The organism is Paenibacillus sp. Y859 (assembly GCF_056786405.1).
Genome location: NZ_JBXCIZ010000002.1, coordinates 237261 through 254651 on the forward strand (window position 1 = coordinate 237261; position 17391 = coordinate 254651).

The 17391-nt window shown below is 39.4% G+C and carries 17 protein-coding genes; 14 read left to right on the top strand and 3 right to left on the bottom strand.

Going from position 1 to position 17391, the window contains the following annotated elements; translation table 11 throughout:
• Positions 1 to 9 precede the first annotated feature (9 nt).
• The 8 genes from AC1TO8_RS05920 to AC1TO8_RS05955 all read left to right on the top strand — a co-directional run bounded on the left by AC1TO8_RS05920 (position 10) and on the right by AC1TO8_RS05955 (position 7824).
• On the top strand, positions 10 to 1161 hold the full coding sequence (locus AC1TO8_RS05920) for a cysteine desulfurase family protein (protein ID WP_482054685.1): 1152 nt from the start codon (positions 10 to 12) through the stop codon (positions 1159 to 1161).
• Between the two features lie 6 nt (positions 1162 to 1167).
• Positions 1168 to 2394 carry a tRNA uracil 4-sulfurtransferase ThiI gene (gene thiI / locus AC1TO8_RS05925; RefSeq protein ID WP_482054686.1) on the top strand — a complete coding sequence of 409 codons (1227 nt, stop codon included), beginning with the start codon at positions 1168 to 1170 and terminating at the stop codon, positions 2392 to 2394.
• A 91-nt stretch (positions 2395 to 2485) separates the two neighbouring features.
• Entirely contained in the window at positions 2486 to 3139 is a 654-nt protein-coding gene (locus AC1TO8_RS05930) for a TerC family protein (RefSeq protein WP_482054687.1), read from the top strand.
• A 158-nt stretch (positions 3140 to 3297) separates the two neighbouring features.
• Positions 3298 to 3795: a hypothetical protein gene (locus AC1TO8_RS05935; protein ID WP_482054688.1), complete on the top strand. Its 498-nt coding sequence runs from the start codon at positions 3298 to 3300 to the stop codon at positions 3793 to 3795.
• A 174-nt stretch (positions 3796 to 3969) separates the two neighbouring features.
• Positions 3970 to 5808, top strand: a complete 1839-nt coding sequence (gene typA, locus AC1TO8_RS05940; protein ID WP_482054689.1) for a translational GTPase TypA — start codon at positions 3970 to 3972, stop codon at positions 5806 to 5808.
• 42 nt (positions 5809 to 5850) lie between these two features.
• Positions 5851 to 6147: a YlaH-like family protein gene (locus AC1TO8_RS05945; protein WP_482054690.1), complete on the top strand. Its 297-nt coding sequence runs from the start codon at positions 5851 to 5853 to the stop codon at positions 6145 to 6147.
• A gap of 56 nt (positions 6148 to 6203) precedes the next feature.
• Positions 6204 to 7295, top strand: coding sequence for an LCP family protein (locus AC1TO8_RS05950; RefSeq protein ID WP_482054691.1), 1092 nt, complete (start codon positions 6204 to 6206; stop codon positions 7293 to 7295).
• Positions 7296 to 7371: 76 nt separating this feature from the next.
• Positions 7372 to 7824: a pyridoxamine 5'-phosphate oxidase family protein gene (locus AC1TO8_RS05955; protein ID WP_482054692.1), complete on the top strand. Its 453-nt coding sequence runs from the start codon at positions 7372 to 7374 to the stop codon at positions 7822 to 7824.
• A 43-nt stretch (positions 7825 to 7867) separates the two neighbouring features.
• On the opposite strand, the gene AC1TO8_RS05960 is transcribed toward AC1TO8_RS05955, so the two are convergent.
• Complete coding sequence (locus AC1TO8_RS05960; RefSeq protein ID WP_482054693.1) at positions 7868 to 8416, bottom strand: YhcN/YlaJ family sporulation lipoprotein; 549 nt, start codon at positions 8414 to 8416, stop codon at positions 7868 to 7870.
• 115 nt (positions 8417 to 8531) lie between these two features.
• Between AC1TO8_RS05960 and AC1TO8_RS05965 the strand changes: the two genes are divergently transcribed.
• Positions 8532 to 9863 (top strand): PhoH family protein, encoded by a 1332-nt coding sequence (locus AC1TO8_RS05965; RefSeq protein WP_482054694.1) that lies wholly within the window; start codon positions 8532 to 8534, stop codon positions 9861 to 9863.
• 445 nt (positions 9864 to 10308) lie between these two features.
• Positions 10309 to 11553, top strand: coding sequence for an extracellular solute-binding protein (locus AC1TO8_RS05970; RefSeq protein WP_482054695.1), 1245 nt, complete (start codon positions 10309 to 10311; stop codon positions 11551 to 11553).
• Here the strand turns inward: AC1TO8_RS05970 and AC1TO8_RS05975 are convergent.
• Both AC1TO8_RS05975 and AC1TO8_RS05980 read right to left on the bottom strand, forming a co-directional pair.
• Positions 11546 to 12646 carry a coiled-coil domain-containing protein gene (locus AC1TO8_RS05975; protein WP_482054696.1) on the bottom strand — a complete coding sequence of 367 codons (1101 nt, stop codon included), beginning with the start codon at positions 12644 to 12646 and terminating at the stop codon, positions 11546 to 11548. The genes AC1TO8_RS05970 and AC1TO8_RS05975 overlap by 8 nt on opposite strands.
• Before the next feature lie 155 nt (positions 12647 to 12801).
• The gene (locus AC1TO8_RS05980; protein ID WP_482054697.1) at positions 12802 to 13038 is read right to left on the bottom strand and encodes a DUF2626 family protein; all 237 of its coding nucleotides are present in this window, start codon (positions 13036 to 13038) and stop codon (positions 12802 to 12804) included.
• Positions 13039 to 13365: 327 nt separating this feature from the next.
• Here AC1TO8_RS05980 and AC1TO8_RS05985 point away from each other — a divergent pair, with 327 nt between their 5' ends.
• From AC1TO8_RS05985 to AC1TO8_RS06000, 4 genes are all read left to right on the top strand, one after another.
• Complete coding sequence (locus tag AC1TO8_RS05985) at positions 13366 to 14016, top strand: RsfA family transcriptional regulator (RefSeq protein ID WP_482054698.1); 651 nt, start codon at positions 13366 to 13368, stop codon at positions 14014 to 14016.
• Between the two features lie 132 nt (positions 14017 to 14148).
• Positions 14149 to 15129 carry a ketopantoate reductase family protein gene (locus AC1TO8_RS05990; protein ID WP_482054699.1) on the top strand — a complete coding sequence of 327 codons (981 nt, stop codon included), beginning with the start codon at positions 14149 to 14151 and terminating at the stop codon, positions 15127 to 15129.
• 3 nt (positions 15130 to 15132) lie between these two features.
• Complete coding sequence (locus AC1TO8_RS05995; protein ID WP_482054700.1) at positions 15133 to 15522, top strand: DUF3397 domain-containing protein; 390 nt, start codon at positions 15133 to 15135, stop codon at positions 15520 to 15522.
• Between the two features lie 152 nt (positions 15523 to 15674).
• Positions 15675 to 17354, top strand: coding sequence for a peptide ABC transporter substrate-binding protein (locus tag AC1TO8_RS06000; RefSeq protein ID WP_482054701.1), 1680 nt, complete (start codon positions 15675 to 15677; stop codon positions 17352 to 17354).
• Positions 17355 to 17391 lie beyond the last annotated feature (37 nt).

Genomic DNA, 17391 nt, shown 5'->3' on the forward strand with positions numbered 1-17391 from the left:
AAGTTCATAATGATCTACTGGGACCATGCCGCAAGCACTCCACCCTATGATGATGTTATACGGACAATAACTGAGGTTATGAAAAAGCACTATGGTAACCCATCATCCATGCATCAATTGGGAGATGATGCTATCAAGTTGATCAAGCGTGCTCGTGAAGTTTGCGGAAATGCTCTCAATGCCAAGCCAACGGAGATCGTGTTTACTTCAGGAGCAACTGAAGGCAATAATTTAGCTATTAAGGGTGCTGCCCTCCAATATATGAATCGTGGTAAGCACGTGATTACTACACAGATTGAACACGCTTCTGTACACGAGAGCTTTCTCCAATTACAACAATGGGGATATGAAGTTACTTTTCTCCCAGTTGATTCTCAGGGGTGTGTCGATCCAGCATTAGTTAGTGCGGCTATAAAGAAAAATACGATTCTCGTGAGTGTTATGCATGTGAATAACGAAATGGGAGCTATTCAACCTATAGAAGCTATTGGACAGGCAATTAAAAGATGCAATCCAAGAACGTTATTTCATGTCGATGGTGTTCAAGGGTTCGGAAAGTTGGCTATCGATCTAAAGAGATGGCAAGTGGATTTATACACACTCTCTGCACATAAATTTCGTGGTCCCAAGGGAAGTGGAGTGCTTTACGTGCGTGAAGGATTAAAGTTAACACCTCTTCTTACCGGCGGATCCCAGGAATTTGGATTGCGTGCAGGGACGGAGAATACCCCACAGCTTATTGCTATGGCTAAAGCGATGCGGATGGCAAATGAACAGCAAGAGACCTTTATGAATAAGGTGTCGGTTATTCGTGACAGACTTCATGCTACGATAAGGGATATCCAAGGTCTGAACCTCCATACCCATGAGAAGTCAGCACCTCATATTGTACATTTCTCTTATCCAGGGATGAAATCTGAAGTATTGCTGCATACATTGGAGGAACTAGGGATGCTTGTGTCGACTAAATCGGCATGCTCAACCAAACAAATAGAGCCAAGCCGTGTTTTATTGTCGATGGGACTGAGCGTAGAAGAAGCATCGAGCGGAATTCGGATTAGTCTTGGGGATAGTCATACAGAAGAAGAAGTAAGTTTGTTGCAACATGCACTTCGTACTGCCATGGAGCAGCTTAAACCATTTTTAAGAAGGGAAGAGTGATAAGTAATGAATTATGATATGTTACTAATACGTTTTGGAGAATTTATGCTAAAAGGTAAAAATCGTAGAAAATTTGAGAAATCGGTTACCCTTCATGTGGAGTCTGTTCTTGAACCTTATCCACGTCTAAAGTTAAGAAGTGAGTTTGGAAGAATCTACGTATATCTGAACGGAGAATCAGAACAAGAACCGATTCAAGCTCTAAAGAAAGTATTTGGAGTTTCTTCGATCAGTCCAGTTATCGTCTGTGAGCCCGATTTAGAAGATATACTACGGACAAGCCATCGATATTTACAAGAAATGAATCTACAAGATGATATTACTTTTAAAGTACATGCTAGACGTGTGTGGAAAGGCTTCCCTCATTCATCCCATGAAATGAACGCTCATGTTGGATCACATTTATTAAAGGAATTTCCAATGCTAAACGTCTGTATGCACCAACCCGAGCTTGAGCTAAGAGTGGAAATTAGAGAGAAAAAAACCTATATATTTTATGAAGTGATCGCAGGCGTAGGTGGATTCCCGCGAGGAAGCAACGGAAGAGCGATGATCTTACTCTCAGGCGGGATCGATAGCCCGGTAGCTGCATGGAGTTCAATGCGTAGAGGATTAACGGTGGAGTGTGTTCATTTCTACAGTTATCCCTTCACAAGTCAATTAGCTAAAAATAAAGTTGAAGATTTAGCCAGAGTGTTATCTGGTTATGCGGGTGAAATGAAAGTTCACTTCGTTCCCTTTACTGAAGTGCAGACTTCGTTTACTGGAATTGGTCAGGATAATTTGATCATTACTTTAATGCGTAGGGCGATGTTACGAATTGCAACATCACTGGCCGAAAGAGAAGGGGCGTTGGCAATCGTAACAGGGGATAGTCTTGGGCAAGTAGCTAGCCAGACTTTATCCAGCTTGAATGCGATTGGACGCGCAACAGAGCTTCCCATTCTTAGACCCTTAATTATGATGGATAAGAATGAGATTATTCAGATTTCTAAAGAGATCGGAACGTATGACCTTTCTATTCAACCCTATGAAGACTGTTGTACATTGTTTGTTTCTAAATCACCAGCTACCAATCCGAGTATACGTACTCTAGATCGAATAGAACGATCGATCAATAATCTTCCGGAACTGTTGCAGGATGCGTTAGAACGTACGGAGACGGTTATGCTTACCCCAAACGGAGGTGGAAGCAGAGCGGATGTGGATGCGGCACAGGAGGATTGGTTCTAAAACGGATCGTTCAGGAAATAATAAATTGATCATTTCATAAGCATACAAGCCCCATTTCATTCATACATGTATGAATGGGGGGAGTTGTACTATGGAGCAGATGTGGCTGTTACTGGAAATACTAGTGATTAATTTAGTTTTGAGCGGAGATAATGCTGTCGTCATTGCTTTAGCGAGCAAAGATCTTCCTCCGGTTCAGCGCAAAAAAACAGTGTGGTGGGGAGCTATGGGTGCTATTGTCCTTAGATGTCTCCTCACCTTTGTTGCTGTGTTGATGCTAAAGATTCCATATCTACAAGCATTCGGAGGCATTATGTTATTGTGGATAGCGTTCCAGTTGTTATCTGATGAGAAGAAAGAACTCAGGTTGGGTGAGACACCAACGATGTCGAAAGCGATACGCACCATTATAGCAGCAGATTTCATCATGAGTCTTGATAATGTATTGGCCATCGCGGGGCTTGCGAAAGGAGATCTCTCCTTAATTGTCATTGGGATCGCCCTTAGTATACCGATTGTGATCTACGGTAGTACTATTATCATTCATTGGTTGCAACGATTTCCAATCCTTGTTTACTTCGGTGCTGGAATATTGGGGTACACAGCTGGAGAAATGATACTTCAGGATTCAAGCTTCGGAGGGTATCTGTCTACTCTTTGGCCAAATGGTCACTCTGTGTTACCTATGGCATTGGCTATTATTGTTGTTCTGTCTGGAGGAGTAAGGAAAATCGCAACTAAATAGTCATGACCAGCAAAAAGAACTTGACATGAATTTTCGCCAGGTTCTTTTTTGCGTTAACAACATGGTCTTTTAAACGAATTTCATATACAATAATCTTAAAATATGTTCATCCGGATTCTGACATGAATGGGCATACCATGAGAAAAGAGGGTGTATATATGTCTTCTAAAAGAGATATGAAGCTAGGACTGTTGATCATTATCGCCGCTGTTGTTATTTTATTAGGTAAAATTGGTGTGTTTGGTTTCCTTACCCGATCCCTCTGGCCGGTGGTCATATTGATTGCAGGGTTGGCCTTACAGTGGCTTTATTTCAGTCGTCGGAGACAGCCTATCCTACTCATTCCTGGTGGCATATTAACGGTATGGGGATTAGTATTTGTTATATGTAATATATGGAGCTGGGGATTGATGGCATATGTATGGCCTGCGTTACTTCTTGGCGTAGCTATAGGGTTGTATGAGTATTACTTGTATGAGAATTTACGATCAAATACGCTTTTATGGGTATCTCTTAGTATAGGGTTAGTATCATTTCTTTTCTTTCTGTTCAGTCTTATGAGAACAGGGGGGATTTATCTACTAGTAATTATACTTATAGGTGTAGGAATCTGGTTGATCTTAGGAAGAAGAGGTCCGAATAATAGTAAATGGTAACTATAAACTTGTTTGAAATGAATACTTTTCAAGAAAAAAACTTGATTTTTTCAGAAAATTAACTATAATATATAAGATATGATGAAGCGTCGGCATTGTCGCCTGACGCTTCTTTTGTGAGACACGTTGTAAAGTGTGTAGAGACTTGAGAATGAAGGGATAGGTAAAATAACCATGCAATCAAGAGAACAGATTCGTAATATTGCGATTATAGCCCACGTTGATCACGGGAAAACAACATTGGTTGACCAATTACTACAACAATCGGGGATTTTCCGCGAGAATGAAACACATCATGAACGTGCAATGGATTCCGGTGATATAGAACGTGAACGCGGAATTACTATACTAGCGAAAAATACAGCTATTACGTATAAAGATTTTACGATAAACATTATGGACACACCGGGTCACGCTGACTTTGGTGGAGAAGTTGAACGTATTATGAAGATGGTTGACGGCGTATTACTAGTTGTTGATGCTTATGAAGGATGTATGCCACAGACGAAATTCGTATTGCGTAAAGCACTTGAATCAAATTTAACACCGATCGTTGTTGTTAATAAAATCGATCGTCCAGCAGCTCGTCCATCTGAAGTCATTGATGAAGTGTTAGATTTGTTTATCGAACTTGGAGCATCAGATGAACAATTGAATTTCCCAGTAGTTTACGCATCAGCGTTGAATGGAACATCGAGTTTAGTAGCTGAAAAGCAAGATGAAACGATGCTTGCTTTGTATGATACTATTCTTGATCATATCCCAGCACCTACTGAGAAAATAGATGAGCCACTACAATTTCTGGTAACTTTGATGGATTATAACGAATATATGGGTCGTATTGCTATCGGACGTATTAATCGTGGTATTATTCGCCAAGGGCAATCCGTAACTGTTATTATGCGTGATGGAAAAAGTAAGACAGCACGTATAGAGAAGTTGTTTGGATTCCAAGGATTGAAACGTATTGAGGTTGAAGAAGCGGGAGCGGGAGATATTGTTGCGATCGCGGGTATTAAAGATATTAATATCGGAGAAACCATTGCAGATCCTGACCATCCAGAAGCGTTGCCTGTACTGAAAATTGACGAGCCTACACTACAGATGACTTTTGTTGTTAACAATAGTCCTTTTGCTGGTCGTGAAGGTAAGTGGGTTACTTCCCGTAAATTACGTGAGCGTCTTTATAAAGAATTAGAAACAGATGTCAGCTTAAGAGTAGAGGATACTGATACACCAGAAGCATTTATCGTTTCAGGACGTGGTGAACTTCACTTAACAATTCTGATTGAGAACATGCGTCGCGAAGGATTTGAACTACAAGTATCCAAGCCTTCAGTTATCGTAAGAGAGATCGATGGTGTCAAGAGTGAGCCGATCGAGCGTCTGATGATTGATGTACCTGAAGAAAGCATGGGAGCAGTAATGGAAAGCTTGGGTCAACGCAAAGCAGAAATGGCTAACATGGTGAATACTGGTTCAGGAAACGTACGCTTGGAATTCCTTATTCCAGCTCGTGGACTCATCGGATATCGTACACAATTCCTTACACTAACTCGTGGATATGGCGTTATGAATCATGCTTTTGATAGCTATGGTCCAGTCGTTTCTGGTCAAGTTGGTGGACGTACGAAGGGTGTATTGATTTCTAGTGAGAACGGAAGCTCTACTGTGTATGCAATGATAGGTATTGAAGATCGTGGTACTTTATTCATAGAATCAAGTACTGAAATTTATGAAGGTATGATCGTGGGAGAGCATACACGCGAGAATGATATCGTCGTAAACGTATGTAGAGAGAAACAAGTGAATAATATTCGTTCAGCTAATAAAGAAGAAACTGTAAAAATGAAATCTCCAATTATCTTCTCGATGGAGCAAGCATTGGAATATTTGAATGATGATGAATTGTGCGAAATTACACCTAAATCAATTCGTATGCGTAAGAAGATATTGAATAAAAGTGAACGTGAACGTTCAGAGAAAAACCGAAAAATGGCGAGTCAGAGCTAATAATTAATTCAAGAGCCCCATTATGAAGGGAGTGAAACCTAAATGCAGGTATGGTTTGCAGAGCATCCTCTTGTTTCTTATATTGTCATCTTCTTGCTGATCACTTATGTCTACAATAAGGTGTTTAGAGTACATCAGAAGTTGCCTTTGTTGAAAGAGATCATATTATACGTTTTAATGGCATTAGGTTCAGGTATGCTTCTCATTTTTCAAGTTGACAAGCTACCGATCATTCAATGTTTGTTAGTTGCCGTTGGATTGATGCTCCTTGTACGTGTTCGCTATTTTGTGGAAGGCAGACAGAAGAAGAAAGAAGAGGCACCTTCCAAGAATGTGTGAATGTATTTCATGATGGAGCCCCTTTTGAACTCAAAATAATGAAATAGGTGTTTAATATGAGTCCGAGCAATACTCAACTACCTCCAAGAAAACGTGGCGGCGAAATTATACAACCAAAAAGTTTGCAGAAGAAAAAAAAGAAGAAAAAGAGTGCATTTAAGTCTTTTTTGAAATTTTTACTTGTTGTAATTATAGTGGCTATTTTAGCGGTTGCATGTTATGTAGGTTGGATGGCTCTTAAGGTGGATAACACTATTCTTGATACTGGTAACGATAATCCGGTAGCACCGGAAGCATCCGCTAAAGTAAAGCCGATTACTATGATCCTTCTAGGAACGGATTATCGTCCTAAGACAGGAACCCATCTAACCGACGTTATGATGATTGCTGCCTTTAATCCAGATACGAAATCAGCTACGGTAGTCTCGATTCCACGGGATACCAGAATTGAACTAGATGGAAAGGTGAGTAAGGCGAACGCCTATTATCCTTACTTTCTAGGCAAGCAGAAGAAGTCGGAAATTTCTGCATTAGTTGAAATGAAGAGGATGTTCTCCGAATATTTGGATTTGGATGATCCTATTGACTATGCTACGGTTATTAATTTTCAAGGCTTTAGTGATGTTGTTGATGCACTTGGAGGTGTGGATGTTAATATCAGCATGGATATGTGTTATAAAGATAACGCAGATGGTACTGATATTAATCTCAAGAAGGGACCAGCAAAGCTCAAAGGTGGAGATGCATTAGATTACGTCCGCTATCGTAAGTCTAGTTCAGGTTGTAAGCCTAGAACGAAGGAATCTGACGATTTCAGTCGTAATATGCGTCAAAGTGAAGTTCTTCATTCACTAATTGACCAAATGCAAACACTTAGTGGTGTAGCTAAGCTAGGTAAAGTGATTGATGCTGTAGATGAGAACATGGAGATTGATATGGAGCAAATCCAACTCAAAAACGTTATCTCGACCTATTGGAATATATCTAAAGATCATGTTAAATTTATACCTGTGACAGGAAATTGGAAGAGCCCTTACGTTTATATTGACAATGATGAATTAAATCAAGCCAAGCAAGCTTTACAAGATGAGATTGCTGGTAAGTCTATGAATATAGAGGATCAGGACGCTAGTCATCTAAATCCTTAAACTTGGATGTAATTTTGACCTGTGATATAATACAATAGAAGATAATCGAATGTAGCGTATAAGAGGGGGTGGATCTATGTCCGAATCCGTCACACAAATGACAGATACTTTGTTGTCACAGTTGAAATCCGAGACATTTGTCCTGTTAAACACGATAGATGTAGAAACCGGAGGACCGACTTCCAGTGCGATTTCTTGGGTTTATGCGTTAAATGCTTCTACATTACGATTAGCAATTGATCATCGATCTCGGTTAGTCGAGAACATCAGGAATAATCCACGGGTGACAATCACCGTGTTTACAGATGGTAAGGTACATGCTATCAATGGTAGGGCATCTGTTGCTCTAGATCCATTGCCGGAAGTTCCCTTTAAACTGTGCTGTTTCGACATCAGCATAGAAGCAGTGCGAAATGCATTGTTTTATGGTGCACAGCTATCATCAGCCCCTCAATATATTAAAACATATGACCAACGTGCCTCAGAGAAGTTGGACGGACAAGTATTCTCTGCCATGCAAAAAGCCTAGTGAGCTATTCACTAGGCTTTTTTTAATATCTTCAGCTTGGACATCATTTCTTAGGTTGAATATTAGAAAGTGGTGTTGTAGAAGATGCTGGATTTTGTTTCGTTTTGACGTCTTCTGGAAGTTGCGGAATAATACGTCCTACAATATCTGCAAGTTCCGATGCAAAACCAGAAACAGGACGTCCTTCTCGAATATGTTTGCCTATTTCAGCAATACGATTGGATAAATCCATATCGGCTGTTACGAATGACTTCATCCCACGTGGATCAGCCCGAAGTGCTTCAGCTACGGAATATTTAATGGTTCCTACCCGTGATCGGGTTAAGCTACCCTCAACATCGATTCCGACTACGGCAGTGTCGCCCATGATGACACAGTGTGCATTCATAACGCCTGGTACTCTTTCAGCTAAAGCTTCTAAGTGATCTTTGTCAGATAGATCCTGTGCTTCACCTGCTTTTTCATTGGATGTAGAGTTAACAGATAACTTATTCATTGTGTGACTCTGAGGAGAGGGTGATGCATTCTTTGAAGTAGTACCACAGCCAGTCAACAGGGTTAAAACTAGAAAAAAGCTTAGACATAATCGCATATGTCATCCGTCCTTTCACGGAAAAAGTCATTACTGAATTTTTGGAGCATAATGATATCATGTCCGAGACAAAGAAATTTATGTATCTATTATAAAGTGCTGTGGAGGGATTTACATGAAGAAAATTTATGTGTTGGATACGAATGTACTATTGCATGATCCTAACTCCATATTTAGCTTTGAGGAACATAATGTCGTTATACCAGCTATTGTACTAGAAGAAATTGATTCAAAAAAGAGGAACCCAGATGAAATAGGGAGGAATGCGCGTACCGTATCGAGGTTGCTGGATGGACTTAGAGAATACGGGCATTTGCATAGCGGTGTGAAGTTACACCATGGTGGTAGTCTAAAAGTGGAGCTTAATCACCGAAGTTTCCTTAGAATGCAAGAATTATTTGGAGAAATAAACAATGATAATCGAATATTAGCAGTAGCACTTAATTATCAATTAGAAGAAGAAGAGAAGGCAGAACCTACTCCAGTAGTTATTGTTAGTAAAGATGTGTTAGTTCGGGTTAAAGCGGATGTTCTAGGACTTATTACACAAGATTATCTTACCGACCGTACTGCAAGTCTGAGTGAGCTATATTCTGGATATTCAACGATCAAAGTTCATCCAGCAATCATTGATGAATTTTATAGTCATCGTTTCTTGCTTATTCAAGCTCTTCAATTATCATATCCCTTGTATAGTCATGAATTTGTTATTTTGAAAGACGAAATGGGTAGTGGGAAATCTGCGCTCCTCAAAGTGAACAGTGAATGTACTAGACTTGAACCTCTTTATTTAAGTAATGATCCAGTATGGGGCCTCTCAGCCCGTAATGCACAACAACGTATGGCGTTGGAGTTACTATTGAATGATGATATTCCATTAGTAACGATTACGGGGAAGGCGGGTACGGGGAAGACACTGATCGCTTTAGCAGCAGGTCTTTCTAAAGTAGAAGATGAACATAAATACAAAAAGCTACTCATCGCTCGACCCGTTGTACCGATGGGGAAAGATATCGGTTATCTTCCTGGGGAAAAGGAGGAGAAACTGAGACCCTGGATGCAACCGATCTATGATAATTTAGAATTTCTATTTGAAACTAAACGTTCAGGCGATATTGATAAAATATTGATGGGATTAGGTAGCATTCAAGTTGAGGCACTTACTTATATTAGAGGTCGATCCATACCGGGTCAATTTATTATTATTGATGAAGCGCAGAATCTATCTAGGCATGAAGTGAAGACTATCGTATCCCGCGCAGGTGAGGGAAGTAAAGTCGTATTAATGGGCGACCCTGAACAAATTGACCATCCTTATTTAGATGCGTCAAGTAACGGGCTAAGCTATATTGTGGAACGATTCAAGGAACAGCCAATCAGTGGTCATATTACATTAGAGAAGGGGGAGCGATCTAAGTTAGCCCAACTTGCAGCAGATTTACTTTAGAGGAACTTCAAAAAGTCATCTTTTGATCACGAAGTATAACAAGGAGCGTATTCGACATCGAATATTGAATTCACCCGGTCCTAGCATATGCTTTCGAAGTATGTTTCCTTCGGAAACATTTCAGGTGCTCACGTAGGTACTACCTACGCTCCGCTCCTCAGGACCTAGCTTCATCCAATCTTCTGAGGCGTTTCGAAGAAACGCAGCATCGTAAGCATACACTTTGGTGTTGAAAAGCAGAATTTTTGAACATGCACTAAATGTTTATATTTCCCGAGCAATAATATATAAGTGAATAGGGTATGACGAACTGTGAGGTCGAGTTGTGCATGACTTCACAGTTCGTCATGTTTTAAAGTTAGGTTATGCCAAATAATGGTGGGACAAGTGGCGTGTTTATTTGCTAAGATGGGTTCATATGTTTTAGAGAGGAGATAGGAGGTATATGAAGCGGAAAAATCATTTGTTATTATTCGCGATTCTGCTACTGTCCTTAACGAGTTTGTCTCCAAGTCTTGATTTCACACAAAATGACTCGCGAAAAACGAGCAATGACACATCGAAGCTATTATCTGTGGATTCACCAAATCCAGATAGTGATCATGGACCTATTCAAATATTTGTACAATTAAGTGATGAACATTTTAATAGTCTTATGCGGATGAATCAACGATTTATTCAAGAAACAGGAATTCAGTCTGAGATTTTTAATTTTACACAAGAGATGGCATACGATGAAATTTCGGTGTCTTTAGCGATGGGCGAAGGGCCTGATGTGTTACTGATGGAAAATGAATGGGTGAAGGGTTTTGCAATGAGAGGATATTTACTGCCTGTTGAATCTTATCTCAAGAGAGCGACGGGAAGTCATGCCCTAAGAATGCTACTTCCTACGGTAGAGTGGAATGGTTATCAGTGGGCTACGCCTTTTGATATGGATCCCTATGTCATGGTATGGCAACCAAAGGCTCTAGATGAGATGGGAATCATGGAAGTCCCCAGCACGAAGATAGAATGGGCTAATTTATTAAGTAAGCAAGAAGAAAGGCTAGATAAAGCGCTACTTGGAATTGACGCTGGAAAGCCCTATGCGTTGGCTACGTTAATGGGGGGGATGGGAGCTGACATTCTAAATCTTGATGATGAATCGTTATTGTGGTTAGAACAGGCGATTCCGTACTTGTACATTATAAGTAATAACCAACAGGAGGCTTGGCAGTTACTTAGAGATGGAGATATACCTCTACAACTCTCAACCTACTCAGAAGCTAAATCATCATTGAAATATGGGTTGAAGATGGAGCTGCCAGGGGAATTCTATAACAATTCACCATTGTTTCTACGCGGAAGTTCGATTGCAGTATCTTCCCAGACGTTATTAACGGAGGAATCTGCAGAATGGATTACTTATATGACCTCAACTTCCATCCAACAAGAATGGCTGGACACAACGGGCCGTTTGCCGTCTATGACTGCGATCTATGAGGATCAGTCAGTAAATGGAGGGGATATTCCGTTTGCGCAACAACTATTACAGGAGCCAAGCGATAGTACAATAAAAACTAATCAAACCATGAGCCTTTCATGGAATGAATTATCTACATATGTAAATCTATTGCTTACTGGACAAATGACTGTAAACCAATTCAAAGAAGCTATGTCTGCTCAAGTTGCACAGGATGCTACATAGATAACTTCAATGTGACAAGTAAATGATTCTCCAAAGTCTTTACTTCTGTTGCTTTGAGAAATGATACGAGATTTTGCGGATAAAACCCGAGATCGAATTCTGCTTCTAGAGCACGGCAGGTCGTATCTGGAAGTTGCAGATTGTTGAATAATAACTTATCCACTTGAAATTTAATCCCATTCTTAGGCTCATTCACAATGCTGTACTTTCCTTCAATCGTTAGTGAAAGATTGCCGCTTTGACCAGAAGCGGTGATGGAATTGTCGCCGAAATGAAAGGCGAATACATTAAACAGCTCATTTTTGGAACGTAGAAAAGTATTTAATTGATCTTCTGTAATGTCTATCGTGTAAGTTGAGCCTTTGGCACTTATGACACCTTTTGTATTCTGGATAAATTCCGGTAAATCGTTCATAGCCGAAGCGAGAGCTTTGAAATGCCGTTTCACTTCATATAATCCCACGTTCTCCCAATATAAATTAAATTCATTCATCATTTCTTGCATAGCTTCTGGATTATTACTTGTTTCTAGACTTCCATCTATTGATTTCTGAAAGACAAGTATACGATCACGTTGCGAGATGAGTTTGAGTTTCATGTCGTTTAATTCATCGGAATTAAGAGCTATTCTTTGTTGTGTTAATTCCAAGTCGTTATATTGTGATCTATATATGCTTAGAACCTCTTTATCGTGGTTTATAATGAGATCATAATAGTTGTAGACCATAAAGAATTCACTTATGTTGTGGATTGAGAGTAGAGCGGAATATAGAAAGTCACGTTCACCCATATAGTAAGAGCGGATAATGTCACCGGCACGGTCTTGTTTGTCTTGTATTTGACTGCGTTTTTGAAGGAGTTCTAACTGTAACCGTTCTTGCTCTTGCTCCATATCATTCTGTCTTTTATTGATACGTTCAATTTCATGGTCAATCTCCAAAATGGATAAGCTTTTCTCAAGTAACTGCCGCGTTTCCTCGTCAATTGGAATGAATGGTTCTGCATTTATAATTTCATTAGAATAGTTAATGGAGTAAATGAGTAAGGATACTAGGATACCCCAAATAATAATGTGAACTTTTCTCTCTTGCAAAAGGTTGGCCTCCTTTCCAGTGTCACTCATTATCTATATGTAAATATGGTTCATTTTAGTTATTATATCTTTAATTTCAAACTATAAAAACGGCCTTTCTGTCCTTATAGTGGACGAAAAAGCCGTTTTGTTGTGAAACGATTACTAGTTAAAAGTTAGACAGGCATATCCATAACAAATACAGTCCAATAACTAAAGCCTGTGAAAGTTACAATCATGTACACCCAAAAAAGAAGAATATAGGTTCTCTCTGTAAACTTCAAATAACCTAAAATAACGAAGAAGGCAGTCTGTAAAAAGAACAACAGCGCCATCTCTACCAAGCCGCCAGCAAAAGCCATAAGCCCGATTGCGAGTGTGAAGAAACCTAGAGTTCGAAACATGCGTCCCACATGTATATCCCCTTTCTTTATGTACGGTCAAAGTTAACTATATCTATTATAGCGGTTACGGAATTAACTGTAAATGATGAAATGCAAAAACACTTAGTAATTGTGATGTTTGTTATAGAAATAATATGTAATGTTTCAAGACTTTCTGAATGATGGTGTATGAGTATACATGAAATTGGAAATACAAAATAGTATCAAATAGATTCTATGAACTCTACGAGAGGCATAGATATGAATTAAGCAGCTTTAATACCTCATTCATACCGAAACGAAACAATCGGTTAAGAAGATGGTTATTTTAGGACGTTGTTAGGAGGGTTTGATTGCATGACAGCCGTAAGACAGGATGCATGGAGTGTAGAGGATGATCTAATTTTGGCGGAAGTCACTTTGCGACATATTCGTGATGGTGGTACACAGTTATCTGCATTTGAAGAGGTTGGCGAAAAAATTGGTAGGACATCAGCAGCATGTGGATTTCGATGGAATAGCTGTGTTCGTAAAAAGTATGAAGAAGCGATTAGTATCGCTAAGGCACAGCGGCAAAAACGTAGCTACTACAAGAAGCAACCTTCAGCAATGAATTTTCAGGTGGCTAGCTTAATGAAAGTGGAAGACGATAGTAATTATTACAAAGCTGAAGGCATCAATGAAGAGACATTGTCTATGGAAGCGGTTATTCGCTTTTTGAGACAGTGGAAAGGGACAGTGCAGGAGAATAGCAGGCAATTGAAGATGCTTGAAAAAGAGCTTCGTGAGAAGGATGACGAGCTAGATCAACTGCGGCATGTCAATGAGAGACTGTCCAAACAGGTGAATGATGTTCAGACGGATTACCGAGTCGTCAATGATGATTACAAGGCTTTGATTCAGATTATGGATCGTGCACGACGACTAGCATTTCTGAATGAGGAAGAGGAAGAGAGTAGGTCAAGATTTAAAATGGATGCCAATGGAAATCTAGAGCGTCTTGAATAACTAGTTACCTATTAATTTAAGAGTCCGTAGTGAGTTGATTATAAACTTACTACGGGCTTTTTTATGGAATATTCTGTTGATATAGATATAATAAGAACACGAGGGTAAAAGAAATGGAATGGAGATAGCAAAATGAGAATTGATATTATTGGCGGAGGCTCACTAGGGCTACTCTATGCAGGGAAATTAGCTTCTGTTGGGAATGAGGTTCGTGTATGGTGTAGAAGTGAAGAACAAGCGCTTATACTCAGAACTGAAGGTCTGTTCATGGATAGTGGTGAAGCTTCTCAAACAAAGGGTGCAGGTCCTTTTGCGGTGGAAACAGGAATACTGGATGGTTTTATAGACGAATGGAATAAAGTTCCCGGTGAATGGATCTTTTTGATGACCAAGCAAAAAGATGTGGAGGAAATAGCTTTTAGACAACTGGCGAGGATGGATGGAGAGTCTTTGAAAGAAATAAAAGGAATGATATGTTTTCAGAATGGGATAGGACATATAGAACTATTAAATATGCTGCTTCCGCAATGGCAACTTTATTCAGCAATTACAACCGAGGCAGCGTATAAAGTGTCACATAATAAGGTGTTCCATGCAGGTCGAGGATTAACGATGATTGGTCGATATGTACATAAGGATTCGGATCAGGAAATCAATTCAAAGAAAGATGAGAACGAGATGATCATTGCGCTAGAAAAAGCAGGATTTTCATGTGATTTGTCGAAAGACATCGTTAAGTATATTTATCGTAAATTATTAATAAACGCTGTTATTAACCCTTTGACGGCTATATGGGGAATTAGAAATGGAGAATTGTTAGTTACGGAAGAAAGAATGGTTATGATGAGAAAGCTCTTTATAGAAGGAACTGTTGTTTATGATGCATGTGGTATCGTTTGGGACTCAGATCTATGGGATCAAATTATAAAGGTATGTGAAATGACTGCAGCGAATAACTCTTCCATGCTTAAAGACGTAAGAGGTGGTCTGCCAACTGAAGTGCGATGGATTAATGGGAGTATCGTATCGATGGCCGAGGCACAAGGGATAGAGGCTAATTATCACAAAGTAATGGTTCAATTAATTGAGGGTATGAAAGCGAGGGAGAGCTGAAGCATGGAAATTCTAACTACATCTTTTATTGTTTTGAGCATTCTTCCGTTTTTTCCATTCCTAATAGTATATTTCAGTCACCTTAAGTGGAAGAATAATAAGCATGATGCACTATTAGTAGCTATGGATGTCACAACAGTATTTCTGATCATTTCGGTGTCTGCTTTATTCAATAACGCATTCAATACACAAGTTGGATTTTATCTCATTTTATTGTTTCTTTTACTTGCAGTAGGGATGATTGGTGGAGCTCAGAATCGTATAAAGGGCAAAGTAGATGTTCAGCGGATGGTTAGAGCGGTATGGAGAATGGCATTCATTATTATGATGTGTAGCTATGTCTTATTCACTGTGATTGTGCTGTTTAAATATATTTATAATTCAATGTCATAAAGTAATTGCAAGTTCAATTCATGTCGAAAATAGTAATTATAATGTCGTTTTTCAGAAAAAGAAAGATTTTTATGTAATGTTATGTAGATTTTTTTGACCACTGGTTGTATAATCAATTACCATATACTAAATTGCTAGGGGGATACAAACAGATGAAACAAAAACGTTTACTAAGTATGTTGGTACTCATCATGATCGTAACTACTGTTCTTGCTGCTTGCGGATCGAACAATGAGCGTGAGGGAGCAACCAATAAAGGTAGTAATGCACCCAATGAAACACCAGTGGAAGCAAAAGATCAGGTGTTAAAGATTAATATGAGTGCGGAACCACCCACATTTGATCCAGGACAAGCGCAAGATAGCCAAGCGAATACAGCTCTTAAGTTGATGTATGAAGGTTTAGTGCGTATGGATGAAGCGGGTAAAGAGGTTCCCGCGGCTGCAGAGTCATGGGAGATTTCTCCGGATGGGTTACAATATAAATTCAATCTACGTAAAGATGCAGTATGGAGTAATGGTGATCCTGTAACTGCTAACGATTTCGTGTTCGCATGGCAACGTGTTCTAGACCCTGCGACAGTACCGGCTCCACCTTATGCTTATCAATTAGATTACATTAAGAATGCTACAGCATTCAATGCTAAAGAGATTACTGATTTCTCTCAAGTGGGAATCAAAGCTACAGATGAATATACATTAGAAGTAACATTAGAAAACCCAACACCGTATTTCTTGGGTCTAACTTCCTTCTATACGTATTTGCCTGTTCATAGTTCTGTGAAAGATAATGCAGCATGGGCAACAGATTATAAATCAATGATCACGAATGGTGCGTTTAATTTAACAAACTGGACTACAGGTCAAAAACTTGAATTCACTAAAAATGATACGTATTGGGATAACACTAGTATCAAATTAAGTAAAATTGAAGCATCACTTGTAGAAAGCGGCGCTGCTGAATTATCAAGTTATAAGAGTGGACAACTTCAATTTGCCGGTGCACCTAACGGTGAAATTCCTTCCGATGCTATTCCAACATTGAAGAAGGATCTGCCAAATGAATTGGATATTAAAGGGACTGCAAGTACGTATTACTATGAATTTAACGTAACTGAGAAACCTTTTGACAATGCCAAGATTCGTAAGGCATTTGCTATGGCGATCAGCCGTCAAAATATCGTTGAGAAAGTAACCCTTGGTGGACAATTGCCTGCATTTGGTTTCGTACCACCAGGTATTAAAGGTGGAGTAGACGAATTCCGTAACGAGTATAAAGATGATTTCTTCACTGAAGACATCGAAGCAGCTAAGAAATTACTTGCTGAAGGTATGAGTGAAGAAGGCTACACGACACTTCCAGAAGTCACATTGATTTATAACTCCAGTGAAAGCCACAAGAAAATTGCTTTGGCTGTTGCTGATATGTGGAGTAATAACTTGGGTGTTACTGTTAAGACAGAGAACCTTGAGTGGGGTGTGTTCTTAGAAACTCGCCAAAACTTGAACTACCAAGTTGCACGTGCAGGCTGGAGTTCTGATTATAATGATCCGATGAGTTTCATTGATCTCTGGACTACGACTAGCGGTAATAATGATTCAGGATTTAGTAATGCAGAATATGACCAATTGGTTAAAGATGCACGAGTATCACAAGATAATGCTGTCCGTATGGAAAGCATGGCTAAAGCTGAAAAAATCCTGATTGAAGATGAACAAGTTCTAATGCCGATTTACTATTACACCAATGTATCGCTAACGAAGGAAAATGTTAAAGGTGTATCCATTGATTTTAGCGGTGGAATTGACTTTTCACGTGCTTACTTCGAATAATGTAACATGTGAAGTTAGATAGTTACTTCGGGATATA